We start from the raw sequence: 23,598 nt of genomic DNA on the forward strand, positions 1-23,598 counted from the left end.
GCGGCCTACGTGCACATTCCCCGACCTGATCCCGCTGCGGCAGGATCAACGAGCACGACGGGCGGCAGTCTTCTTAGCAGCAGTCTTCTTTGCGGGAGCCTTCTTCGCAGCAGTGGTCTTCTTGGCCGCCGTGGTCTTGGCGGCCGTGACCTTCTTGGCCGGCGCCTTCTTGGCCGCCGTCACTTTCTTTGCCGCCGTGGTCTTCTTGGCCGCTGTCTTCGCCGCCGTGGTCTTCTTGGCGGCAGGAGCCTTGGTGGCGGCCTTACGGGCGGTGGTCTTCGCCGGGCCCTTCGACGGCGTGGCCTTCTTGGCGGCCGTCTTCTTGGCCGCGGTCTTCTTGGCCGCCGCCTTCTTGGCCGCCACCGGGGCATTCGCGCCGCGCTTGACGGCAGGCCCGGAGGCGGTCAGCTTCTGCTTACCCGCGATGACCGCCTTGAACTGCGCGCCCGGCCGGAAGGCAGGCACCGAAGTGGCCTTCACCTTCACGGTTTCACCGGTACGCGGGTTACGGGCAACCCGGGGAGCACGCTTGCGCTGTTCGAACACACCGAATCCGGTGATGGTGACGCTTTGACCCTTGTGCACGGCACGGACGATGGTGTCGACAACATTCTCGACAGCCGCGGTAGCCGTCCGCCTGTCCGTACCCAACTTTTCGGTCAGAACGTCGATCAGTTCCGCCTTGTTCATTGAATCCTCCGCAGACTAATGGCCCGTCGTCGGACCGACTAGGTACCACGGTAAACCCAGTTTGAGCAAGAGTCTATGTGCCACGCCAAAATTCATGTGGTTTAGCACACGTCCAGCTACCGCCGCCCGGGATGCGCCCCTAAGCGCCCCAGCTGATTACGCCCGCGAAATAGGCTCCGGCAGCGTCACGGGTTTCCATGACGGCCTTCCCTTTTCGAACTCGCTGATCTCGTCGGCGCGGCGCAGCGTGAGGCCGACATCGTCCAAACCCTCCAGCAGACGCCAGCGGGTGTAGTCGTCAATATCGAACGGCAACACGACGGTTCCCGCTGTGACGGTGCGCGCGGACAGGTCGACAACCAATTCGATGCCGGGCTGTTCCTCGATCAGCTTCCAGAGCATTTCGACATCGTTCTGTGACATCTGCGCGGCCAACAGCCCGCCCTTACCCGCATTTCCACGGAAGATGTCGGCGAAACGCGACGAGATGACCACCCGAAAGCCGTAGTCCGACAGCGCCCACACGGCGTGCTCACGCGAAGAACCGGTGCCGAAATCCGGGCCTGCCACCAGCACACTGCCCCGGTTGTAGGGCTCGGTGTTGAGAATGAACTCCGGATCGGCCCGCCAACCGGCGAACAAGCCGTCCTCGAAACCCGTTCGGGTCACCCGCTTCAGGTAAACGGCGGGGATGATCTGATCGGTGTCGACATTGGACCGGCGCAGCGGCACACCGATGCCTTTGTGAACGGTGAAGGCTTCCATAACGATTCCCTTTCGATCTGTAGATGATCGGTGTGACTCAGGCCAGATCGGCCGGCGAGGACAGCGTTCCCCGGACCGCCGTCGCGGCCGCGACCAGCGGCGAGACCAGGTGCGTGCGACCGCCCTTGCCCTGTCGCCCCTCGAAATTGCGGTTCGAGGTGGACGCGCAACGCTGACCCGGTTCGAGCTGATCGGGATTCATCCCCAGGCACATCGAGCAGCCCGCCTGCCGCCATTCCGCGCCCGCGGCGGTGAAAATCTCGCCGAGTCCTTCTTTTTCCGCCTGCGCGCGCACCCGCATAGAGCCTGGCACCACCAGCATTCGCACGCCCTCGGCGACCTGGCGGCCCTTCAAAACATCGGCGACGGCACGCAGATCCTCGATCCGGCCGTTGGTGCAGGAGCCGACGAATACGGTGTCGACGCTCACCTCGCGCAGCGGCATTCCCGGCGTCAGGTCCATGTAGCGCAAGGCCTTCTCGGCGGATTCGCGCTCGTTCTCGTCGCTGATCTGGGCCGGGTCGGGCACGTTCGCGCCCAGCGGCAGGCCCTGGCCGGGGTTGGTGCCCCAGGTGACGAACGGGGTGAGCGTGTTCGCGTCGATGTGGACCTCGGCGTCGAATTCCGCGCCCTCGTCGGTGACCAGCGCGTCCCAGGAGGCCACTGCGGCATCCCAGTCGGCCCCCTGCGGTGCGTGCGGGCGGCCCTTCAGGAATTCGTAGGTGGTCTCGTCGGGGCCGATCATGCCCGCGCGTGCGCCCGCTTCGATGGACATGTTGCAGATGGTCATCCGCGCTTCCATCGACAGCTTGCGAATCGCCTCGCCGCGGTACTCCAGCACATAGCCCTGACCGCCGCCGGTGCCGATCTCGGCGATCACGGCCAGGATCAGGTCCTTACTCGTGACGCCGGGCGCCAATTCACCGTCGACGGTGATGGCCATCGTCTTGAACGGGCGCAGCGACAGCGTCTGGGTGGCCAGCACGTGCTCGACCTCGCTGGTGCCGATGCCCATCGCCAGCGCGCCGAACGCGCCGTGGGTGGAGGTGTGGCTGTCACCGCAGACGACGGTCATGCCGGGCTGGGTGAGACCCAGCTGCGGACCGACCACGTGCACGATGCCCTGTTCCGCGTCACCCATCGAGTGCAGGCGCACGCCGAATTCGGCGCAGTTGCGGCGCAGCGTCTCCACCTGGGTGCGCGAGATCGGGTCGGCGATCGGCTTGTCGATATCGGTGGTGGGGACGTTGTGGTCCTCGGTGGCGATGGTGAGATCGGTCCTGCGCACCGGACGGCCCGCCGCGCGTAGCCCGTCGAAGGCCTGCGGACTGGTCACCTCGTGCACGAGGTGCAGATCGATGTAGATCAGGTCGGGTTCACGGGAGGAACCATCGCCTTCGCCTTTCGCGACGACGTGCTGTTCCCACACCTTCTCGGCCAGTGTGCGAGCGCGCTCGGCCATTGCTTGATCACCTTTCGACGGGCATACTTGGTATCTCAGCATTTGAGACGTTAGTATCGTTCTATGAGACAGCATAGCGGTATCGGTGTTCTCGACAAAGCCGTGGCGGTGCTCTACGCCGTCGCCGACGAGCCCTGCGGTCTCAACGACCTGTGCACCCGCACCGGCCTGCCACGCGCCACCGCGCATCGGCTGGCGGTCGGGCTGGAGACGCACCGGCTGCTGGCACGCGACGGCAACGGTTTGTGGCGGCCGGGTCCGGCGCTCACCGAGTTGTCGGCGGGGGCGGCCGATCCACTGGTGGAGGCCGCCGGTGCCATTCTGCCCCGCCTGCGTGAGATCACCGGCGAGAGCGTCCAGCTGTACTGCCGCGACGGGCACGCCCGCGTCTGCATCGCCGCGCTGGAGCCGCCGGTGGGTCTGCGTGACACCGTGCCGGTGGGTTCGCGACTACCGCTCACCGCAGGTTCGGCGGCGAAGGTGTTGCTGGCGTGGGCCGATCCCGAGCTGCAGCGCACGGTCCTGGCCGACGCGGTGTTCGGCGATCGCGCGCTGGCCGAGGTGCGCAAGCGTGGCTGGGCGCAGAGTGCCGCCGAGCGCGCGCAGGGCGTGGCGAGCGTCTCGGCGCCGGTGCGCGATGCGGGCGGTGTGATCGTGGCCGCTGTCTCGGTTTCGGGGCCGATCGATCGAATGGGTCGCAGGCCGGGCGCGCGCTGGGCGGCGGATCTGGTCGCGGCTGCCGAGGCATTGCACAAGCGGCTGTAGACGCAAGCGAGGCCCCCGGTCGGATTCGACCGGGGGCCTCAACTTTGCTTTGTAGCCCCGACGGGATTCGAACCCGCGCTACCGCCTTGAGAGGGCGGCGTCCTAGGCCGCTAGACGACGGGGCCAGGACGATCTCACAATGTGAAACCTTGCTGGGGTACCAGGACTCGAACCTAGAATGGCTGTACCAGAAACAGCTGTGTTGCCAATTACACCATACCCCAAAGACCGAAACGCCCGACCTTGCAATCTCCACCGAGTGGTTGTCGGTGTTGCGAGGCCGTGTTCCGCGGCGATGAGAAGATTACCAAACACTAGGGGGTAAACTACAAATCGCCTGGTCAGAAGCCGCTTTTCGGCCGTTTTCGACCCGATCGGAGCGGATGCGGCGCATGGCCGCACCCGCTCCCCACGGCTACTGCGCGGCAGGCACCCAACCACGGGCGGCCCGCAGCCGATCCAGCGAAACCTCGCGGCCGAGCAATTCCATCGACTCGTACAGCGGCGGGCTGATGTGCGAGCCCGTCACCGCGACCCGCACCGGCGCGAACGCCTTACGCGGCTTGAGCCCCAGATCGTCGATCAGCGCCTTTTTCAGCGCCTCCTCCAGTGCGGGGGTGGTCCACTCGTTCAGCGGCTCCACAGCGGCGATCGCGGCGTCGAGGACCGGGTCGGCCTCTGCACCGAGATTCTTGGTGCCCGCGGCCTGGTCGATCGCGAAGTCCGCTGGGGCGACGAACAGGAACTTCAGCAGGTCCCACGCGTCACCGAGCACCACGATGCGGGTCTGCACGAGTTCGGCGGCGACCAGGAAGGTCTTCTCGTCGATTTCGGCCCCGATGTGACCCTTCGCGGTCAGGAACTCGCGCAAACGATGGCCGAAATCGCCGGGCTCAAGAAGGCGAATCTGCTCGGCATTGATGGCGTCGGCCTTCTTCTGATCGAAGCGGGCCGGATTCGAATTCACCGTCGAAATGTCGAAAGCCGCGACCATTTCCAGCATGGAGAACACATCGCGGTCCTCGCCGATACTCCAGCCGAGCAGGGCGAGGTAATTCAGCAGACCTTCGGGGATGAATCCGCGGTCGCGATGCAGAAACAGATTCGATTCCGGGTCACGCTTGGACAGTTTCTTGTTGCCCTGGCCCATGACGAACGGCAGATGACCGAACTCGGGCGTGAACTCGGCAACCCCGATACGCTGCAGCGCGGCATACAGCGCGAGCTGGCGTGGGGTCGAGGAGAGCAGATCCTCGCCGCGCAACACATGGGTGATCCGCATCATCGCGTCGTCGACCGGATTCACCAAGGTGTAGAGCGGGTCGCCATTGCCACGGGTGAGGGCGAAATCGGGGATCGTGCCGGCTTTGAAGGTGGTTTCTCCGCGCACGAGATCATTCCACCCGAGATCTTCGTCGGGCATCCGCAAACGGACCACAGCGGGGCGACCCTCGGCTTTGTACGCCGCGATCTGCTCGGCGCTGAGATCGCGATCGAAATTGTCGTAACCGAGTTTCGGATCGCGGCCGACGGCGCGATGCCGGGCCTCGACTTCCTCCGGTGTCGAGAATGCCTCATAGGCCTCGCCTGCCTCGAGCAACCTTCGCACCACGTCCAGATGCTGGTCGCGGCGCAGCGACTGACGGTAGGGCTCGTAGGGTCCGCCGACCTCGGGACCCTCGTCCCAGATCAGCCCCAGCCAGCGCAACGCGTCGAGCAGCGCGCGGTAGGAATCCTCGGAATCGCGTGCGGCGTCGGTATCTTCGATGCGGAACACGAATTTGCCGCCGTGGTGGCGCGCGTACGCCCAGTTGAACAGCGCCGTGCGCACCAGGCCGACGTGCGGCGTACCGGTCGGCGACGGGCAGAAACGGACCCGTACTTCAGTCATGACTCTCTTCTCCGCTTGTTCAGCGCTTGGTGGCAACAGGATTGGTGAGGGTGCCGATGCCCTCGACGGTGACCGACACGTTCTGCCCGGCCTGCAGCGGACCCACGCCTTCCGGTGTGCCGGTGAGGATCACGTCACCGGGCAGCAGGGTCATCACCGAGCTGATCCATTCGATGATCTTCGGAATGTCGTGCAGGAACAGCGAAGTGCGGCTGCGCTGACGGATCTCGCCGTCGACCTCGGTGGTGATCTCCAGATCGCTTGGGTCCAGCGCGGTTTCGATCCACGGGCCGAGCGGGCAGAACGTGTCGTAGCCCTTTGCCCGCGTCCACTGACCGTCGTGACGCTGCTGGTCACGCGCGGTGACATCGTTGGCGACGGTGTAGCCCAGGATCACCTCGGCGGCCTTTGCCGCGGACACGTCCTTGCACGGCCGGCCGATCACCACCGCCAGCTCGCCCTCGTAGTCGACCTGAGAAGAGCTGGGCGGCATGATGATCGACGCGTTCGGGCCGACGATCGAGGTGTTCGGCTTGATGAAGATCACCGGGTCCACCGGTGCCTCGCCGCCCATTTCGGCCGCGTGGGCGGCGTAGTTCTTGCCGATGCAGATCACTTTGCTCGCCAGGATCGGCGCCAGCAGGCGGATATCGGCCAGCGGCCAGCTCCGCCCGGTGAACGTCGGCGTGCCGAACGGATGTTCGGCGATCTCCTTGGCGACGGCATCGCCGCCCTCGCCTTCGATGCTGACGAAAGCGACTCCATCGGGACTGGCAACTCGACCTAAGCGCATGCTCCGGAGTCTATCGAGGCGTGGCTACCTGCCCGAACGCGCCCGGGATGCGGCCGGGGTCGCTCGATAGCTACCCCGGCGAGGTGCGACCGAACTCACACCGATGTCATTCGAAGCCACTGCCCGCGTGCGGGATTCACGAGTGCGCCGATGTGACCTGTCAGACACCTCACCGGTGGGCAACATTCACGGGTCATCGGTGTAGCGTGATCTTTGATGTTCAAGCAATGAGACATCAATCTCAGATATTGGGATGCAATCGTGCAATCCGGCGAGGTGAGAATCGTGACAGATGCGCGGCCGACGGCCGAAGTGACGCAGATCCGGGACGGCAGACGCTGGCTGATGCTCGCCCTCGGCGTCTTCGCGCAGACCTCGAGTTCGATCTTCATCCACGGCACCCCGTTTTTGCTGCCCGCGCTCACCGCTCGTGGCGATTCGCTCGCGTCCGCCGGTGCCCTGGTGGCATTACCGACCGTAGGTCTGGTCTGCACCCTGATCGCCTGGGGGTATGTGGTCGACCGGATCGGCGAACGCATCGTGCTCGTGGCGGGCGCGCTACTGATGTTCGTGGCCGGTGTCGGCGCCGCGGTGGTGGACAACCCGGTCGCGTTCGGCGCGCTGCTGTTCGCCGGCGGAATCGGCGCCGCCAGCTCCAACGGAGCCAGTGGCCGGTTGATCGTCGGCTGGTTCCCACCGGATCGGCGCGGCGTGGCCATGGGCATCCGGCAGGCCGCGCAACCGCTCGGTGTCGGCATCGGCGCGATGACCATTCCGTGGGTCGCCCAGCACCACAGCATCCCCGCTGCACTGCTCGTCCCCGCGCTGATGGCGGGCGTTGCCGCGATCGGCTGCCTGATCGGCATCGTCGACCCGCCGCGTCCACCCGCCAAGGCCGCCGATCGAGCCAACCCCTACCGTGGCGATTCCACGCTGTGGCGCATCCACGGCGTCTCGATCCTGCTCGTCATCCCCCAGGGCACCCTGTGGACCTTCGGCCTGCTGTGGCTGCACCGCGACCTCGGCTGGTCACTGGCCGCGGCGGGCGCGCTGATGACCGTCACCCAATTCCTCGGCGCTGCGGGCCGGATCGGTGCCGGAGCCTGGTCCGACCGGGTCGGCACCCGGCTCGGCCCGCTGCGCCAGGTGGCGATCGCCGCCGCTATAACCATGGCCGCGCTGGCCGTCACCTCCTGGACCGACTGGTGGTGGGCGGCCATCCCCCTGATGATCGCCGCCTCGGTGATCTCGGTGTCCGACAACGGTTTGGCCTTCACCGCCGTAGCCGAGATCGCGGGCCCCTTCTGGAGCGGCCGTGGCCTCGGCATCCAGAACACCGGCCAGAACCTCGCGATAGCCGCCGTCCCACCGCTTTTCGGCGCGGTCATCGCCGTCACGGGCTTCCCCGCGGTCTATGCCTTGGCCGCGATAGCCGCCGCGGCGGCAGTACCCCTGGTTCCCAGGCCCCCGAAACCAGCTGCACAGCTGGTCGATTCATCGACAAACCGCGAATAATCTTTCAGCACAGTCGGATACCTCAATCCCTTGCTCACCGAACGTCATTCGATCCACAGCCACGAATGACAAAGGCTCGCTCCGGCATTCAGCCGGAGCGAGCCTTTCGCGTGCGGTGGGATCAGACGATGGCCGCGATGCGGTCGCCGACCTCCACGGTGGAGGCGGTGCCGGTGCGCGCGGCCAGGTCCTTGGCGACGGCGGATTCGATGCGGGCCGCGCCTTCGGTGTTGCCGAGGTGATTGAGCAGCAACGAGACCGACAGGATGGCGGCGGTCGGGTCGGCCTTGGACTGGCCCGCGATATCGGGGGCACTGCCGTGGACCGGCTCGAACATCGACGGGTTCACGCCCGAGGCGTCGATATTGCCCGAGGCGGCCAGGCCGATGCCACCGCTGACAGCGGCGGCGAGGTCGGTGATGATGTCGCCGAACAGGTTGTCGGTGACGATCACGTCGAAGCGGCCCGGGTCTGTCACCATGTGGATGGTGGCAGCGTCGATGTGCTGGTAAGCCGTTGTCACATCGGGGAATTCGACGGCGACCTCGTCGACGGTGCGCTGCCATAGCGAGCCGGCGAAGGCGAGCACATTGTTCTTGTGCACCAGGGTGAGGTGCTTGCGGCGGGCCTGCGCGGTGGCGAAGGCGTAGCGCACGACGCGCTCGATGCCGAAGCGGGTGTTGTTGGACACCTCGGTCGCCACCTCGTGCGGCGTGCCGACGCGGATCGCGCCGCCGGTGCCGGTGTATGGCCCCTCGGTGCCCTCACGCACGACTACGAAGTCGATATCCGGGTTGCCCGCCAGCGGGCTGGTGACGCCGGCATGCAGCTTCGACGGACGCAGGTTCACGTGGTGATCCAGCGCGAAACGCGTCTTGAGCAGCAGCCCACGCTCGAGCACACCACTGGGCACCGACGGATCGCCGATCGCGCCGAGCAGAATCGCGTCGTGCAGCTTGAGCTCGGGCAGCACCGACTCCGGCAAGATCTCCCCGGTGCGGTGGTAGCGCGCGGCCCCCAGGTCGTACTCGGTCTTCTCGACACCGGGCACCACCACGTCGAGCACCTTGAGCGCCTCGGCAATGACCTCGGGCCCGATGCCGTCACCGGCGATTACTGCAAGCTTCATCAACTAACTCCGTTCAAAGGAAAAGCGTGCCGCCCACCGCCACGCAACGAGTCCGCCATGACCAACTCCCCAGCCACACCGTCAAACCCCAAATCCGCCATGACCGCACTCCCAACCCCGCACCCGCGACCCCTGGGGAGCGGCGGCCACGAAGTGGCCGGTCGCGGCCGGGTCGCCGGTTAGGCGCCGGTGCGTAGGCGACGAAGGAGCAAGCACCGGTGCCTAACCGGCGGCCCCTCGGGGCCGCGACTCGAGCGCGCCAGCGCTCCAATAAACACAGCCAGTGCCTAATGGACCGCCAACACCCCGAGTCTCAGGCCAAATCGACCAGCACAACCTTCGAAGCACCAACAGCCTCAGCGATCGCGGTCTGCACCTCAGCCGGAACCTCAGCGTTGACGCGCAGCACCACGGTGGCGCCTTCGGCATCCACGTCCTGGCTCAGCTGCGCGGCCAGGATGTCGATCTCGGCCTCGCCCAGCTTGGTGCCGATCTTGCCCAGCGCACCCGGCTTGTCGCTGTAGTTCAGCACGGCCAGGTTCAGGCCCTCGGCGCGCATGTCGTAGTTGCGGCCGTTGATGTTGACAATCTTCTCGACCAGGTTCGGCTCGGTCAGCGTGCCTGCCACGTTCAGGGTCGATCCGTCGCCGAACACGGCGCGCAGGTCGACGACGCTGCGGTGGGTCGGGCTCTCGGTGGCGGTGGTGACGGTGGCGGTGATGCCGCGATCCTTGGCCAGCGCGGGCGCGTTGACGAAGGTGACCTGGTCCTCGACCAGCGCCGAGAACACACCGCGCAGCGCCGACAGCTCCAGCACCGCCACATCCTGCGCGGACAGCTCGCCACGAACCTGCACCTCGACGCTGACGGGCAGCTCGTTGGCGATGGCACCCAGCAGCGCGCCCTGCTTGCGGACGACGTCCAGCCAGGGGGCGACCTCGTCGTTCACAGCGCCACCGGTGACGTTCACCGCGCCCGGCACGAACTCACCGGCCAGTGCCAGCAGCACCGACTTGGCGACATCGGTGCCCGCGCGGTCCTGCGCCTCCGAGGTGGAAGCACCGAGGTGCGGGGTCACGACGACCTGCGGGAGGTCGAACAGCGGCGAATCGGTGCACGGCTCGGTCTCGAACACGTCCAGGCCCGCGGCGCGCACGTGGCCGGACTTGATGGCGTCGGCGAGCGCCTGCTCGTCGATCAGCCCACCACGCGCGGCGTTGACGATGATGACACCCGGCTTGGTCTTGGCCAGGGTCTCCGCGTTCAGCATGCCCTTGGTCTCAGGGGTCTTCGGCAGGTGGATGGAGATGAAGTCGGCGCGCTCGAGCACCTCCTCCAGGGTCAGCAGCTCGATGCCCAGCTGGGCGGCGCGCGCGGGCGAGGTGTAGGGGTCGTAGGCCACGATCTTGGTCTCGAAAGCCGCCAGACGCTGTGCGAACAGCTGGCCGATGCGGCCGAGGCCGATCACGCCGACGGTCTTGCCGAGGATCTCGACACCGTTGAACTTGCTGCGCTGCCAGGTCTTCTCACGCAGGGTGGCATCGGCGGCCGGGATCTGGCGCGCGGCCGAGAGCAGCAGCGTGACGGCGTGCTCGGCGGCGGTGTGGATGTTGGAGGTCGGCGCGTTGACGACCATCACGCCACGCTCGGTGGCGGCGGGCACGTCGACATTGTCGAGGCCGACACCGGCGCGGGCCACGATCTGCAGCTTCTTGCCCGCGTCGAGCACCTCGGCGTCGACGGTGGTGGCGGAGCGCACGAGAATCGCGTCGGCCTCGGGGACCGCGGCGAGCAGCGCCGGGCGGTCGGGTCCGTCGACCCAGCGAACCTCGACACCGTCACCGAGTGCGTCGACGGTCGACTGGGCGAGCTTGTCGGCGATCAGAACTACAGGACGGCCTGCTTGGCTCACAGTGGGGTACTCCTGGGGAAGAATGGGTCGGCATTACCGCCGCCCAGAATAGTCGCCCGGACTTCGGCTGCCCTTACCCCCCTGCCCGAAAACCGGGTGAAGCCTGGGCGCCGCGCCCCTCTACCATCACCGCATGTCATTGCGCACCGTCCCCGATTCGATGGACCCGGCCGTGGTGGCCGCCGTCGACGCCGAGCTCGATCGGGTGGCGGCCGAGCACACCGTGTCCATCCGGCTGGCCATCGAAAGTGGCAGCCGTGCTTGGGGTTTCCCCTCGCCGGACTCCGACTACGACTGTCGTTTCGTCTACGTGGCGGGGCTGGCGACCTATCTGTCCCCGTGGCGCACTCGCGATGTGATCGAAACCCCGCTGATCGGCCTGCTCGACGTGAACGGCTGGGATCTCGCGAAGGCGTTGCGCCTGCTGGTGGCAGGCAACGCGGTGCTCGTCGAATGGTTGATGTCGCCGATCGTCTACCGCGGTGACGAGGCGTTTCGCACCAGGTTGCGCGAGGTGGCGACGGAGGTGGCCGATCGCGACCGGATCGCCCGGCACTACCTGCACCTTGGCGCGCGCCAGTGGGCGCTGTTCGAGCGCAACGGCGGCTTGAAGAAGGTGTTCTATTCGCTGCGTCCGGCGATGGCGCTGCGGTGGCTGCGTGAGCACCCCGGCGCCGCGGTGGCGCCGATGCACCTGCCGACACTGCTCGCCGAGTGCGACCTACCCACCGACCTGGTCGCGGCCATCGCCGAACTGACCGAGCTCAAGTCGCGCACGAGAGAAATGGGTTCGGCGGCCCCGCCTGCGCTGATCGCGGCGTTCATCATCGACGAATTCGCCCGCGCGACAACGGAGTTCGATTCGCGCGGTCCGCGTGACCTGACCTCGGCCCGGGCGATCACCGACGAGTTCTTCCGGGCCGAAGCCCTGCGATGACTACGTCCTGCGACAACTACCCCTGAATAGCAGAAACTCCGCACCAGCTGGTGCGGAGCTTCACATTCGTACGCTAGTTCAGCGCAGAATCAGATGGCGCGAACGTCCTGAGCCTGGGGGCCCTTCTGACCCTGCCCGACCTCGAACTCCACGCGCTGGCCCTCTTCGAGGGACTTGAAGCCGGAGCCGCCGATCGCGGAGTAATGCACGAAGACGTCCGGGCCGCCTCCGTCTTGGGCGATGAAGCCGAAGCCCTTTTCGCCGTTGAACCACTTAACAACACCCTGTGCCATTTCAAAACCTTCTGTAGATGAGCTAGGTCCTAATAGTCCGGTCCTGGTCTCGATGTCCACCATGCCATGATCCGACGAATTCGGCCACATCCCACGGTGCAAAGTGTGCGAACTGTGAGGAAGGCAACCCCCGGAGGCCGCCAGCTGGTGCTGCCGCAGGGGTGACGTGGCCCGCTTTCGGGTGGATGCTCGGCGTATGCCGAGGTAGTTGCTCCGTGGATGCCGGATTAGCTGGGAGAACGCACCAAACCGACTGGCATGCTTCACCATCGAGAGCTCTACGTATTTGTGACGCGTCATCGTCAGCAACCCTAGATATTTTCGAGAAACCCAGTGCGGCAAATTCCCTACCAGCGTATTTTCCGAGTTCGGGAGGGCTCGCACGCCTCGCCGGGAAATCACGCTAGGAGTAGACGGTGCTGGATATCAACCATTTCACTTACGGCTGGGTAACGCCCCTGCTGGCCTATGCCATGTCGGTCATCGGGTCGATGCTGGCGCTGCGTTGCATGGTTCGCTCGCGCGCTTCGGGCATGCACGGTGGCTGGCTCACCGCGGCCGCGATCGCACTCGGTGGCACCGGTATCTGGGTCATGCATTTCATCGCGATGCTCGGTTTTTCGGTACGCGGCGTGACCATCCGCTACAACGTTCCCGTCACCTTGTTCAGCGCCGCCGTCGCCATGGGTGTGGTGTGGCTCGGATTGTCCATCGTGGTGCGCCGCAGCTGGGACAGTGCCGCGTTACCGGTCGGCGGCACCATCACCGGACTCGGTGTGGGGGCGATGCACTACGCGGGCATGTACGCGATGAAAACCGACGCCGAGATCATCTACGACCCGGTCGTGGTCGCCGCGTCGCTGGCCATCGCGGTGGTCGCCTCTATCGCGGCCCTGTGGTTCGCCCTGCACATCCACGGTTTCCTCGCCACCATCGGCGCCGCCCTGCTGATGGGCGTGGCCGTCACCGGCATGCACTACACCGGCATGTTCTCGATGAGCGCCCACACCAGCGCCCACGTCGCCCACGCGACCGGCGCCACCGCCGCCCAGCTGCTCACGCCGCTGATCATCGGCATCAGCATGGTGACCATGATCCTGCTGATGCAGGTCGGCATCACCGAAGCCGAGGACCCCAACCTCACCCGCCCCGTCCACAACCAGAACGCGAGCCGCTTCTGGCCGAGCGGGCAGAACTAACCGGCCTGCACGTGGTGGGCTTCCGGCCCGCGCCGAGTCTCGGTGACGGTGTATTCCACGCGCTGACCGTCGCGCAGCGTGCGGAACCCCTCGCCGACCAGCGCGGTGTACTCCACGAACACGTCGGGTCCGCCGGCGTCGGGGGTGATGAATCCGAACCCCTTGCCGCTGTCGAACCAGGCCACGACCCCGCTTGGCATCAACCGACCTTCCGACTCCTGTGCCTGCCAACCTGATTCGCTCATCGTCGCATGCCGGTGCCCGCGACACGAATGGCGTTCGATTCCAGGAGCCGATCGCCTGGTCGTGACATGGATATGCTCGGCGACACGGTCCGACCGGACCGGGTCAGCCGCGAGAACGGGGATTCGGTGCCGCCTTCCACCGTTCGCTGCGCGGCCGAAGCCGTCACGGTCTTCGTGGCCACGTCGGTGGCGGCGCTCGCGATCATGTTGCCGCTCAGTTTCGCGTCGTTGGCGGCGTCGCTGCACGTCGATCTGCTGGTGTTCAACGTGCCGAGGGCGATGACCGGCGCCGCGTTCGTCGCGGTGATCACCGCCGCGGTCACCATGGCCATCGGTAGCGCGCGAACGGCCCGCTGGACCGCACTGCTCGCCCTGGTCGGCATCCTGGTCAACCATCTGGCCTTCATCCCGGACAGCACCGACGGACATCTCGACGCACTGTCACTGCCCACCCTGAACTTCATCGACGCGCTGCTCGCGGGTGTGGTCGTCGGCGCGCTCGCGGTCGCGGTCTGGAACGAACCGTTGCTGCGCACCGTCTACTTGTTCGGCACGCTCGGCGGCACCATTCTCGGCGACCTGACCCAATCCCCCACCGACCCTGACTCCGACGGTTTCAGCCGCGCGCTCGGCGGCACGCTGCCCCTGTGGTTCATCGCGGCGAGCGTGCTCGCGCTCGCCTATTTCGCACTCACCACCGTGGTCCCGCCCCGCTCCACCATCGAAACCGCCATCCCGCTGGCGCCGGTGTTCGCCGCCGTCGTCGCCTTCACGACGACCATCATCACCGCACTCGCCGTGGCCTCACACAAGACCAGCGCCCCCTATCTGATCGTCGCCTCGATCGTCGCCGTCGCGACCGCGGTCGCGGCCGCGATGATCCTGCCCGGCCGTGACGGGATCCTGGTCCTGCAGATGAGCAGTTTCTCGGTGGCGGGCAGCCTCGTCATCACGCTGCCGCGCTCCGGGTGGGTCGATCTCGCGACCCTCGCCGTCACCGCCGCCTGCCTACTGATCGGCATGCGCGTCCCACGCCCGCTGGCGGCCGCGGCGAGCGTGCTCGCGCTGGCCTGCTTCGTCCTCGCCGCGGACGTCTTCTCCCCGCCGACAACCCTCACCGCCGCCCTCGGCTGCCTCGCCCTCGGCGCTGTCGCCGGGTACTGCCTCGGCACTTCGGTCCCGGTGAGCCCCGCGTCCGGAACCGTCGGTCTGGCAATTCTGTTCGTGCCGTCGATCGGTGTCGCCTTGAGCGACAGCGATATCGGCCACCTCGCCTATTCGTCCTCCTGGTACCGCACCACCGATGTCGACCGGGGTGTCGGCCCTGGCGCGGTCGCGGTCGTCGTCGCCCTCGGCTGCACGGTCGCCGTCCTTGCCCTGCTCCGCCACCGCCCGGCGCCGCCCGAGATCGTCAATCCCTAGCCGATCCCCACCCGTATTCCGAGAACGCCTGTCCTGCCATCACCTCGCCGATGCCGACCCGGCAGTAGTCGACGATCTCGTGCGGCAACCTCGCGGGATCGAACCATTCCAGTTCCGAACACTTTTCGGGCTCACGGTTGGCGACCAGGCCGGTCCAGCGGCGCACAGTGAAGAACATCTGCACCCTGCCCGCACTGTGCAGCACATGCGCGAATTCGATGTCGCACGCCTCTATTTCGACCCCCACCTCCTCGCGCGTCTCCCTGATCAACGCCGCCACCGCGGACTCCCCCATCTCCAGATGCCCAGCGGGGACATGAAACAACCCGTCCCCGAACCCCGTGTTCACCCTGCGCCCCAACAGCACCCGACCCTGGGCATCGAACAACACCAGATGAACCCCCACCAGCACCCGATACTTCGCCACTGTCACCCCTCCTGATCGAATTCCCTCCCCTAGAACTTCGAGACAGCGCCTGCCACAGATGTTTTCGGGGTATACCCACGGTATGAGTTTCCCGGTGTCCTTCGGGTTCGCCCAGGTCGGTCTCCTGGCCCTGATCGCCCTCGCCATCGCCCTCCTGGTCATGGCCGCGCTAGCCGTCACCCGCCGCCGCGGCCCGAAAGCCGTTCTCGGCCGTGCGATCCCCGGCGCCACCCTGCTCCTGGTAGCGGTCGTCCTCCTCTGGATCGCCACCCTCCTACAGACCTACCTCGGACTCACCGGCGAGATCAAAGCCGCCCACGTTGTCGCGAAACCCGTTGCAGGCCAAGAACACCAACTCGACCTGGTCCTCACCCAGTTCGACGAAGACGGCACGGCAGGCCAACCGACGACCCACCGCATCGAGGGCGACCTGTGGGCCTTGCAGTCCAACATCGTCGAACTCGAACCGTGGGTCAACGCCCTCGGCTTCCACTCCGGCTACAAGATCACCCGCCTGTTCGGCCAACGCCTAGACGGCAAATCCCCCGCCCAAGACCACACCTTCCTCAACGGCGGCGACCGCGACTTCTTCGAGGACATGAACGAAAACCGCTGGTACACCTCCCCGTTCATCCGCTCCGCCTACGGCAACGCCGTCATCGCCACCCCCGGCGAATACGACGTCTTCATCTCCCGAGACGCCATCAAAGTCCGCCAGACCGAGGGTTAGTTCACCCCGAATCCCCCGATCCCGGGTGTAGAAAGGCCTCGCGACCGACTTCGCCCCCGCCACCTGCTGGACCGACTCCGCCCTGCTCCTCAGTGCCATCGCCCTGGGCGACACAAAGCTGCTCACCCAGGCCATGGATCCTCACTACACCGCCGCTGGGCCGCCCTCTACATGGTTCGCTCTCGCATGCCGGGGCGGCGGCGTCGTGAATCGCTCAGTCGAAGAGTTCGCCAGCTCGGGTGGCGGTCACTGCCTGCATGAGCCATGCGTTGAGCTGATCGAGGTCGACGGTTTCGGCGAGGAGTTCGCGCTGGGCAGCCGAGAGCTCGATTCCACGACCGGTGAGCACGGTCAGCACCGAACGCGCGACACCCTGAGCGACCCCCTGCTCAAGGCCCTGCTCGAGGCCCTGCTCGAGGCCCTGCGCACGCAATCTCTGAGCAGATTCCGAACGGAAGAACGACAGATCCGTGTCCATTTTGTCCCTCCAGAGCTGGGCGGCGTCGGTGTGCGAGATTCCCTGTTCGATCAGTTCGGCGTAGAACTCGGTCTCATCGTCGCACCCCCGCCTGCGGAAAGCCACGATGATCGAGTCCAGTATCTCACTGATCTCCGGCTCACGCGCGTGCGTGATCGCCGACAGCGCGGCCAGGGGCAAATCAGCGAGCACCTCCGCTGGATCGGTGATCGCCGGCACGTTGTGTGGGCCGAGGACCAGCGGTTGCAGCGTGAAGCTCGTCCAGCCCCGATACGTGAGTGTCAACGGGCTGCTCGCCCACGTGGCGGTCTCCTTGTCATGGCAGACGACCACCAACACGACCGGCAACTCGTACTTGTTGTGCAGGAATGTCACGTAGTACGACCACGCAGCGATCCTGGTGCTGTCTCTGTTCGACTGCGCCTCGACGATCAGCAGGAACTCGTCGTCCGCGGTTGTCACCCGCAGGATCGTGTCGGCACGCCGTTCGACCGGCGCAGTCGCGGTGAGATCGACCGAAATCTGTTCCACTGCAATGGGTTCAGGAAAGGGGAGATCAAGAACGCGGAAGGCATGACCGACTGCGGCGGCATCATGGGTGAAGATCCCGTGCATCGCCTCATGCGATGAGCTGACCATGCGCGAAGGCTATCAATACTCGAACAAGAGTTCGAATCGGACAATTGGCGCACAGGCTGCCGACCTCACACGGGCGCTCCAACAACCATGGCCGCTAGACAACACTCGGCTCGACTCCGGAGACGCTCGCGTATGGACTCGGGTGAATGAACGATGTTCCGTCCCCTCTCGCGCGGATGTAATTGATCCACGACGCGGATCACCCCGCACGACGAAAGGTCAGGCAGATGTCCGAACGCGATATGGCCATGATGTACGCAGCACACGACGCCTTCCGGCGCGACCTCCGAGCGCTCGCCACCGCCCCCGATCCTGAACGCTGGACACAATTCCGCACCCAACTCTCCGTCCACCACACCGCAGAGGACGTCGTACTCTGGCCGAGCCTGCGCCGCCGCGGCGTGAGCGCACAGTTGGTCGAGGCGATGGCCGCCGAACACGACCGGATCGATCCGCTTCTCGCCCAGGTGAACCGAGCCTTCGACACCGCGGGCCCGGAAGCCGCGCGACCAACGCTCGTGGCACTGTCCGAGCTGTTGCACAACCACCTTCACCACGAAGAGCAGGAAACCCTGCCATTGATCAACGATCGAGAATGGTCACTACTCGACCGAGAGATGCGCCGCCGCATAGGCATTCGCGGCCTTCGCTCCTACTACTCGTGGTTGCTGCGTGACGTAGAGGGTGAACGCCGCCGCAGGGCGCTGTCCACAATCCCCGGCCCACTACGCCTGGTCATCTCGTAGACGAATAGTTGCACTTCTACAGTTCGGAGCCACTGAGGTCCCGATACTGCGCGACACGATCCCTCGATTCCCTGACGGCTGGGATCGTCACAGCCAGACGGGACCCGACCGACTAGACGCGCTGCATGTCGATGACGTATTTGCCGACCAGGCCCGTATCAGCCCTCACCACACGCGAATTCCATAGACAGCAGCAGCTTTTCGCCGCGTGCTACGCTATCGCGCTGAGCATCGGATAGCTCGACGACCGTGCGGAGTGCATTGCCGCCGATTACACGGTCGACGCTGATACGACAATCGTCAGGATAGTCTCCGTGAACTAGCCATTCCGCACCAGGCCGACCAGGTCGGCCTATCTCCCGGAACGCGGCACCAGGCGCCACAATGTGATCTTGTGGTCTATCGACCGCCGGGCCTATGAATATCTTCGATACGACCAAGCGGTCGAGATTTGCTGTGCTGGTCGCGACAGTTTCGAAGCCGGTCACCTCGGTTGCGGCGGCGTGCTGCATGGCAAGCGGCGGATCCAACTCCGCACGGATCTTGGCCCAGATGACGATGCAGACAAGGACAACCGGCACGACGACGACAACGACAAGAACACCGAGACCTGCGAACCGGCCGAGTTTAGGAATGCGGCGGACTATCGACATGTGTAGGCTCCGTCGATCAATTCGGATGCTTTCGCGTACGAACCCTCGTTCATCTTGAGGTAGTTCTTGACCTGCGGGCCGAGATCCGCCTGCGCCAGATAGTCTCTCATGGCGCCTTCCGCGTTGTATCCCGCAGCCATGAACTCATCACTCCTGGGACCGCGCAGGTCGGGCCGACTCCGTCAACCGATCGTAAGTTGCCGTGGGTACGCGACGACATCCTTGCCCCTTATCGGTCTGTGCCCCGGGTGAGCTCGGCGATGCGGTCGACCGACGGGTTGTTGCTGAACATTTTGACGCGCCGGGGCGCGGTAGCTGCCCGCAGCCCGGTACTGAGCATGGAGGAAACAACACGGTCCGGGTCGAAGGCGAATGCGATCAGCCGCCCTCTGCGGGCCAGCCGCGCCTGGTAGGCACCCAAGCCGGTGCCGACGACATCAACGATCACATCGAATCGATCGAGATCATCGGGTCGGGTCGTGCGGTAGTCCAGTGCATCGTCTGCGCCGAACTGGGTGATCCAGTCGAGGTTGCGCGCGCCGGCGAGGGCGGTGACATGCGCGCCGAGTGCCTTGCCCAGTTGCACGGCAACGCTGCCGACGCCACCGGTGGCACCACGGACCAGGAGCCGCTCCCCGGCCTGGAGCTGCGCTTTGTCGGTCAACGCGGTGGTCCCCGACACCGGGAGGGCGGCGGCTTCGAGCAGGCTCAGATTCCGCGGGGCGCGGGCGAGCCGCTGCTCGGGCACGGCGACGAAGTCTGCGATGGCCCCGAAGGTGAAGTGCGGCATGAGCCCCCACACCTCATCGCCAACGGACCAGGTACGCACGTCGGCGCCGACGGCCACCACTGTGCCGGCGAAGTCACTACCGATGCCGCGAGGGAAACGGGTTCGGGTTACCCGGCGCATCTTGCCCGCCCTGAAGGCGGTCTCGCCTGCGTCGACGCTCGCGGCACGCACCTCGACGAGGACTTCCCCCGGTCCCGGCCGGGCGTGGGTATATCTACGATGCGTAGCACCTCGGGAGGGCCGAAGCGGTCGAACTGTACGGCACGCAGGAACCGGCACAACCACGTCGGCTCCGCGAGACTCGAGCTGCGAGCAACTGCTGATGGCGGCCGGCACCGACCTCCTGGCCCGTGCTCAGGACGAGGGAACCATCCGCGACGACGTGACAATCCTCGATCTACTCACCCTCGCCAATGGGTATCCCTGGCGGTCGAACATGCTCCCAGCGCTGCCGAACACGCCACGCGACTGATGGGGATCGCCGTCGAAGGCCTCAGCGCGCCTGGACACCACACACACGAGTGACCCGATCCGTGCCCTACACCCGAGAACTCGCCCGCACGGTACTGACCACGATGCCCGGCCCACTCCGCCGGATGATCTCGTAGCTGGATGACCACTTCACCGAGCGCTGATCTCGTCCGACCGGAGCCTCCTTTGAGCTCGCTCCATCCACCCGGCGAATCCGACCGGTAAGTCATCCTCAACAGCTGGTCGGACAGCGATCCTGTCTTGCGTGCGTCGTTGCAGGTAGCGTCCGTCGTCGGTGAGATCGACCCACTGCGTGGTGTACCACGGATCAGGGCGGTCCAGAATATGACCGACCAGCAGTCGCGCCTGACCACTACCGTCGATCGGGCGCCGGGTCAGGGCTTCGTACTCTTCTCGCGGACTGCGACGCGCGTACGACTGGTGCACCGCAGAGGACTCGAGGTCGACGACATCGACGGAAATCGGCGCCTGCCGCCCAGGTTTGCACGTTGGCACCCGCCCGGCGAGACGCTTCGGCAAGTGCTCAGACGGACACAGTCGACTATGGATCGGACCATCGACCCCGTCGACGATCGCCTGCGCCAGCACCACACCGTGCGGACCGTTCTGCGCACCGACGATCCGATATTCGCGCATCATCCCCGGGTTGGTAGCCGTTGAGCCACCGCGTATTTCGATTCTGAACTGCCCGAATGTCAACGTGTGCAACGCCAACCGGATCAGTTCGCTCTCGTCCTGGTCGAGTGCCGCGAGGACACGGGCACGATGAGCCTCGTAATCGTCGACAAAGCGAAACCGACTCTGATAATGCAGCGGACGCGGGAACCGATCGATACCGTCGCCGTACCAGAGCGCAGCGAAATCATCTGGCTCCCAAACCCATTCAGCCATCGAGGGTTTGTTCTCCTGTTCAGTTCTGCGGTCGTGGTGCATCCGGCGGTGTGTTCGCCGATGGCGCGTCACCGCCGATGACCCCACCGGCGATCATTTTCGGCATCTCGCCCAACAGTTCCTCGGTGTTCTCCGCGGTGATCAAGTAGTCCGGAATCTCATGGGTGTCGTCATCGTCGCCGCCCTTGCCCCGTCCGGCGCCCGGCGCGCCCATCATCCCCGGCATTCCCGAACGGCCAGCACTCGACGACGCCGACCCGGCACCCGCAAGACCAGCCGGTGCGCCAGCTACCGGCGAACCAGCGGCCGCGCGACCCGGAATAGGCGCTGCCACAGCTGAACCCGGCGAACCACCGCCGCCGGCCCCGCCGCTGCCGGGCGAACCGGTCGACGGTGTGGCCGCGGCAGGAGAGGCAGCTGCCGGCGCGGTAGTGCCCTCCGGCGTCGCGCTACTCGGAGCGGTCTCGTCGTCTCCGCCGTCCTCGTCGTCGTCGTCGGAGGAGTCATCGTCCGCGGAATCGTCGCCACCTTCGACGGTATCCTCGGGTTCTTCCTCGACCGCCGGATCCTCAGTGGTCGCAGGCTCGGTCGTGCCGGAACCGTCACCGTCGTTCGTGCCACCGCCGTCGGTTCCGCCGCCTTCGGTTCCACCACCGCCGGTGCCGTCGTCGATCGACCCATGCAACGGGTTCGTCGGACTCACCGGGGTCGGCAAGACCGGAATACCTTCGTCCGCGGTGGTGAACGGCTTCACATAATGTTCCGCCATCACCAGGCGAGCTTCTTCTTCTTGTTCGTCCGGATCCACGTTGTTCCAGATATCCCAGGTACTGGGAGGCGTCAATTCGAAATTCTGCCCGGGCGCGGGCAGCCGATCCTTCGTCGTGGTGATCGCCTGCGCTGTCTCCCCCACCCGAGTCGCCAGCGCTTCCAGCTCCGGTGTCAGCTCGGTCGCGCGCTGGGTGTAGTTCTTGATCGCCTCACGGGACCGCTCGGCCGCCTGACCTTCCCACGCCGCAGCACTCGCACGATTCATCCGCGCGGCGAAATCGGTGACACCCTCCCGCCACTTCTGGGCGATCTGGCTGTACTGACCCGCCGCGGCCAACGCATTACCGGTGGGCTCCAACGGCTTGAACGCGCCATTGATCTGCGGGTGCTTGAAGTCAGGGGTGTACTCCTGCTTCTGGATCTGCTTGCCTTCGAAAACCATTCGTCGCTCTGCCGTCGCTCGTGGATCAGGTAGCGGGCGCTAGACGCGCTCGGCCGGGGTGTCGCCGCCGCCAGGGGTGCCGGGCGCGGGTGCTGCGGCGAGGAGTTCTTTGTAATAGGAGGCGAATTCGGCGTCGGTCTCCTGATAGCGCTGGGCGATCAGACGGTGCAGTTCCTGCAGGTCATCGACGATCTTGTAGTGCTGATCGAGGATCGCGTGGACGCTGTTGTCCGAGCCTTGGCCCTTCTCGCGGAAGCGGCGGACCATGGTCTGCGCAGAGACCAACTCCGCGACCGCCTCACCCAAACCCCACACTTCGCGTTGGGAAATATCTGTCGCGGTGCGCTGCAGTTCACGAATCAGCGTCTTGAACGTTTCGCACTCGCGCTCGATGTAGACGAATTCCTCGGCATCGACGCGCACGGACCCACCGAACCGCATGGTCAACCGCCCCTCCTGCGCTTCGGTGAGCAAGTCCTGCAGCGGACGATCACCACTCATAGTCAAATTCCCCCTGATCGAGTCTGAGTAGCCGTGTGGCAGTCACGCGCCAGCGGGAATCAAGGGAACAACCTTCTCCGCAAGACCGCGTGCAAGCTGGCAGGTATCCAAATGACCTGTCAGCTCGTTGGATTCGGGATTGTCCAGCGAGAACTCCAAGCCCCCGCCCTGCATCGCGACAGTGAGCGTGCACACCGAGCGAGGATCCTTGTTGTCTGCACGGCTAGCAGCAACGGCAGCCCGCCCGCCGATCATGTACTCGTCCCGGATCGTCAACTTCGTGTTGGCACGGACTCGGTCCACCGTCAGGTTTGTCGTGGTGATGCCCACGGCGTAACTGTCCGGCGCCGCCCAACTACAGCCACGCCACTTGACCCCACCCGCGCCGTCGTAATCAGCATTGTTGTTGGAACTGGCCACCCGCAGTCTCTCCGAATCCAACACCGACTTCGGTATGTCCCGGCACGGATCAAACCCCGCCGGCACGTCCGCCGCGAGCCCCTGCCCACTTGTCGTGGTCTCAACTCCTTCGGCCTGACCGTCGGTCGAGCCCCCGCATCCGGCGACCAGCAAAACCGCACCAACAGCCATGAACCCAGCCCGACTACGCCGCACCCCACCCCTCCTCGACATCACATGAGCCCGTCCGGGGAGTCCCCACCCCTTGAACATGCCACGCTACCCACTGATGCGACATCGGGCAATCGCGCTTCACAGACCTACAGCCCCACTCACCCCGTACCAGATCGGCGTCGAATCTCGCCCGATCGATTGGGGCCGCAACCTTCGGTGATGCGTCCGTCGAAGGCGACAACGAGTCCAAGTGGAGGTTGAACTATCGGCATCGCGCTCGGTGTTGCCGGACTGTGCGCGGTGACGTGTTCCGTGCGGCCACCCGTCGGCCGAGCTCGACTGGCAATCAAGGCGGCGTTCTTCGGCCTGGCGTATCCGACCGTCGCGATTGCTGGAGCAGCCGCGACGGTCGAGGTCATCAACGGACGGGCACCCGGTTTGGGTCTT

25 protein-coding genes, 2 tRNA genes and 1 pseudogene are annotated in these 23,598 nt (G+C 65.7%); 8 read left to right on the top strand and 20 right to left on the bottom strand.

Going from position 1 to position 23,598, the window contains the following annotated elements:
• Positions 1 to 45 precede the first annotated feature (45 nt).
• The 3 genes from ACWZHB_RS19980 to leuC all read right to left on the bottom strand — a co-directional run bounded on the left by ACWZHB_RS19980 (position 46) and on the right by leuC (position 2,917).
• The gene (locus tag ACWZHB_RS19980) at positions 46 to 690 is read right to left on the bottom strand and encodes an HU family DNA-binding protein (RefSeq protein WP_379234668.1); all 645 of its coding nucleotides are present in this window, start codon (positions 688 to 690) and stop codon (positions 46 to 48) included.
• A gap of 156 nt (positions 691 to 846) precedes the next feature.
• Complete coding sequence (leuD, locus tag ACWZHB_RS19985; protein WP_358187574.1) at positions 847 to 1,455, bottom strand: 3-isopropylmalate dehydratase small subunit; 609 nt, start codon at positions 1,453 to 1,455, stop codon at positions 847 to 849.
• A 37-nt stretch (positions 1,456 to 1,492) separates the two neighbouring features.
• Entirely contained in the window at positions 1,493 to 2,917 is a 1,425-nt protein-coding gene (gene leuC, locus ACWZHB_RS19990) for a 3-isopropylmalate dehydratase large subunit (protein ID WP_427903375.1), read from the bottom strand.
• 63 nt (positions 2,918 to 2,980) lie between these two features.
• Between leuC and ACWZHB_RS19995 the strand changes: the two genes are divergently transcribed.
• Entirely contained in the window at positions 2,981 to 3,682 is a 702-nt protein-coding gene (locus ACWZHB_RS19995) for an IclR family transcriptional regulator (protein ID WP_378912467.1), read from the top strand.
• Between the two features lie 52 nt (positions 3,683 to 3,734).
• Here the strand turns inward: ACWZHB_RS19995 and ACWZHB_RS20000 are convergent.
• From ACWZHB_RS20000 to ACWZHB_RS20015, 4 genes are all read right to left on the bottom strand, one after another.
• A tRNA-Glu gene (locus tag ACWZHB_RS20000) sits at positions 3,735 to 3,807 on the bottom strand.
• Positions 3,808 to 3,834: 27 nt separating this feature from the next.
• Positions 3,835 to 3,906: transfer RNA gene (locus ACWZHB_RS20005), tRNA-Gln, on the bottom strand.
• A 191-nt stretch (positions 3,907 to 4,097) separates the two neighbouring features.
• Entirely contained in the window at positions 4,098 to 5,573 is a 1,476-nt protein-coding gene (gltX, locus tag ACWZHB_RS20010) for a glutamate--tRNA ligase (RefSeq protein WP_427903376.1), read from the bottom strand.
• A 19-nt stretch (positions 5,574 to 5,592) separates the two neighbouring features.
• Positions 5,593 to 6,366: a fumarylacetoacetate hydrolase family protein gene (locus tag ACWZHB_RS20015; RefSeq protein WP_427903377.1), complete on the bottom strand. Its 774-nt coding sequence runs from the start codon at positions 6,364 to 6,366 to the stop codon at positions 5,593 to 5,595.
• Positions 6,367 to 6,711: 345 nt separating this feature from the next.
• Here ACWZHB_RS20015 and ACWZHB_RS20020 point away from each other — a divergent pair, with 345 nt between their 5' ends.
• The gene (locus ACWZHB_RS20020) at positions 6,712 to 7,881 is read left to right on the top strand and encodes an MFS transporter (protein ID WP_427909234.1); all 1,170 of its coding nucleotides are present in this window, start codon (positions 6,712 to 6,714) and stop codon (positions 7,879 to 7,881) included.
• Between the two features lie 121 nt (positions 7,882 to 8,002).
• Here the strand turns inward: ACWZHB_RS20020 and ACWZHB_RS20025 are convergent, their stop codons facing one another.
• A complete protein-coding gene (locus tag ACWZHB_RS20025; protein WP_427903378.1) occupies positions 8,003 to 9,010 on the bottom strand; it encodes a 3-isopropylmalate dehydrogenase in 1,008 nt (335 codons plus the stop codon).
• A gap of 313 nt (positions 9,011 to 9,323) precedes the next feature.
• Positions 9,324 to 10,922, bottom strand: coding sequence for a phosphoglycerate dehydrogenase (gene serA / locus ACWZHB_RS20030; RefSeq protein WP_427903379.1), 1,599 nt, complete (start codon positions 10,920 to 10,922; stop codon positions 9,324 to 9,326).
• Between the two features lie 133 nt (positions 10,923 to 11,055).
• On the opposite strand from serA, the gene ACWZHB_RS20035 reads away from it, so the two are divergent.
• A complete protein-coding gene (locus ACWZHB_RS20035) occupies positions 11,056 to 11,859 on the top strand; it encodes a nucleotidyltransferase domain-containing protein (protein WP_427903380.1) in 804 nt (267 codons plus the stop codon).
• Between the two features lie 89 nt (positions 11,860 to 11,948).
• Here the strand turns inward: ACWZHB_RS20035 and ACWZHB_RS20040 are convergent, their stop codons facing one another.
• Positions 11,949 to 12,152, bottom strand: coding sequence for a cold-shock protein (locus tag ACWZHB_RS20040; protein ID WP_056812000.1), 204 nt, complete (start codon positions 12,150 to 12,152; stop codon positions 11,949 to 11,951).
• Between the two features lie 416 nt (positions 12,153 to 12,568).
• Here ACWZHB_RS20040 and ACWZHB_RS20045 point away from each other — a divergent pair, with 416 nt between their 5' ends.
• Positions 12,569 to 13,351: an MHYT domain-containing protein gene (locus tag ACWZHB_RS20045; protein ID WP_427903381.1), complete on the top strand. Its 783-nt coding sequence runs from the start codon at positions 12,569 to 12,571 to the stop codon at positions 13,349 to 13,351.
• Here ACWZHB_RS20045 and ACWZHB_RS20050 read toward each other — a convergent pair.
• On the bottom strand, positions 13,348 to 13,551 hold the full coding sequence (locus tag ACWZHB_RS20050) for a cold-shock protein (RefSeq protein WP_427903382.1): 204 nt from the start codon (positions 13,549 to 13,551) through the stop codon (positions 13,348 to 13,350). The genes ACWZHB_RS20045 and ACWZHB_RS20050 overlap by 4 nt on opposite strands.
• Positions 13,552 to 13,662: 111 nt before the next feature.
• Here ACWZHB_RS20050 and ACWZHB_RS20055 point away from each other — a divergent pair, with 111 nt between their 5' ends.
• The gene (locus ACWZHB_RS20055) at positions 13,663 to 15,018 is read left to right on the top strand and encodes a hypothetical protein (RefSeq protein ID WP_427903383.1); all 1,356 of its coding nucleotides are present in this window, start codon (positions 13,663 to 13,665) and stop codon (positions 15,016 to 15,018) included.
• Here the strand turns inward: ACWZHB_RS20055 and ACWZHB_RS20060 are convergent.
• Positions 15,008 to 15,451 carry an NUDIX hydrolase gene (locus ACWZHB_RS20060; RefSeq protein ID WP_427903384.1) on the bottom strand — a complete coding sequence of 148 codons (444 nt, stop codon included), beginning with the start codon at positions 15,449 to 15,451 and terminating at the stop codon, positions 15,008 to 15,010. The two genes, ACWZHB_RS20055 and ACWZHB_RS20060, sit on opposite strands and share 11 nt — an antisense overlap.
• 76 nt (positions 15,452 to 15,527) lie before the next feature.
• On the opposite strand from ACWZHB_RS20060, the gene ACWZHB_RS20065 reads away from it, so the two are divergent.
• Positions 15,528 to 16,175 carry a hypothetical protein gene (locus ACWZHB_RS20065; RefSeq protein WP_427903385.1) on the top strand — a complete coding sequence of 216 codons (648 nt, stop codon included), beginning with the start codon at positions 15,528 to 15,530 and terminating at the stop codon, positions 16,173 to 16,175.
• 214 nt (positions 16,176 to 16,389) lie between these two features.
• Here the strand turns inward: ACWZHB_RS20065 and ACWZHB_RS20070 are convergent, their stop codons facing one another.
• Positions 16,390 to 17,292: an RpnC/YadD family protein gene (locus ACWZHB_RS20070; protein ID WP_427903386.1), complete on the bottom strand. Its 903-nt coding sequence runs from the start codon at positions 17,290 to 17,292 to the stop codon at positions 16,390 to 16,392.
• A 227-nt stretch (positions 17,293 to 17,519) separates the two neighbouring features.
• Between ACWZHB_RS20070 and ACWZHB_RS20075 the strand changes: the two genes are divergently transcribed.
• Positions 17,520 to 18,038 carry a hemerythrin domain-containing protein gene (locus ACWZHB_RS20075; RefSeq protein WP_427903387.1) on the top strand — a complete coding sequence of 173 codons (519 nt, stop codon included), beginning with the start codon at positions 17,520 to 17,522 and terminating at the stop codon, positions 18,036 to 18,038.
• 158 nt (positions 18,039 to 18,196) lie between these two features.
• Here the strand turns inward: ACWZHB_RS20075 and ACWZHB_RS20080 are convergent, their stop codons facing one another.
• The 3 genes and pseudogenes from ACWZHB_RS20080 to ACWZHB_RS20090 form a co-directional block, all read right to left on the bottom strand.
• The gene (locus ACWZHB_RS20080; RefSeq protein WP_427903388.1) at positions 18,197 to 18,691 is read right to left on the bottom strand and encodes a hypothetical protein; all 495 of its coding nucleotides are present in this window, start codon (positions 18,689 to 18,691) and stop codon (positions 18,197 to 18,199) included.
• Positions 18,692 to 18,920: 229 nt separating this feature from the next.
• Positions 18,921 to 19,439, bottom strand: coding sequence for a zinc-binding dehydrogenase (locus ACWZHB_RS20085; RefSeq protein ID WP_427909235.1), 519 nt, complete (start codon positions 19,437 to 19,439; stop codon positions 18,921 to 18,923).
• Positions 19,422 to 19,664, bottom strand: a pseudogene (locus ACWZHB_RS20090) (alcohol dehydrogenase catalytic domain-containing protein); the annotation flags it as partial. The gene ACWZHB_RS20085 and the pseudogene ACWZHB_RS20090, both read right to left, overlap by 18 nt.
• Here ACWZHB_RS20090 and ACWZHB_RS20095 point away from each other — a divergent pair.
• On the top strand, positions 19,564 to 19,953 hold the full coding sequence (locus ACWZHB_RS20095; protein ID WP_427909236.1) for an SbtR family transcriptional regulator: 390 nt from the start codon (positions 19,564 to 19,566) through the stop codon (positions 19,951 to 19,953). The pseudogene ACWZHB_RS20090 and the gene ACWZHB_RS20095 overlap by 101 nt on opposite strands.
• A gap of 149 nt (positions 19,954 to 20,102) precedes the next feature.
• On the opposite strand, the gene ACWZHB_RS20100 is transcribed toward ACWZHB_RS20095, so the two are convergent.
• From ACWZHB_RS20100 to ACWZHB_RS20115, 4 genes are read right to left on the bottom strand one after another with little or no spacing between them, the layout of a single operon-like run.
• On the bottom strand, positions 20,103 to 20,864 hold the full coding sequence (locus ACWZHB_RS20100; protein ID WP_427903389.1) for an ESX secretion-associated protein EspG: 762 nt from the start codon (positions 20,862 to 20,864) through the stop codon (positions 20,103 to 20,105).
• Positions 20,865 to 20,883: 19 nt separating this feature from the next.
• The gene (locus tag ACWZHB_RS20105) at positions 20,884 to 22,077 is read right to left on the bottom strand and encodes a WXG100 family type VII secretion target (protein WP_427903390.1); all 1,194 of its coding nucleotides are present in this window, start codon (positions 22,075 to 22,077) and stop codon (positions 20,884 to 20,886) included.
• 39 nt (positions 22,078 to 22,116) lie between these two features.
• Positions 22,117 to 22,578 (bottom strand): hypothetical protein, encoded by a 462-nt coding sequence (locus tag ACWZHB_RS20110; RefSeq protein ID WP_427903391.1) that lies wholly within the window; start codon positions 22,576 to 22,578, stop codon positions 22,117 to 22,119.
• A 42-nt stretch (positions 22,579 to 22,620) separates the two neighbouring features.
• Positions 22,621 to 23,169: a DUF3558 domain-containing protein gene (locus ACWZHB_RS20115; protein WP_427903392.1), complete on the bottom strand. Its 549-nt coding sequence runs from the start codon at positions 23,167 to 23,169 to the stop codon at positions 22,621 to 22,623.
• Between the last annotated feature and the right edge of the window lie 429 nt (positions 23,170 to 23,598).

Source organism: Nocardia sp. FBN12 (assembly GCF_054031145.1).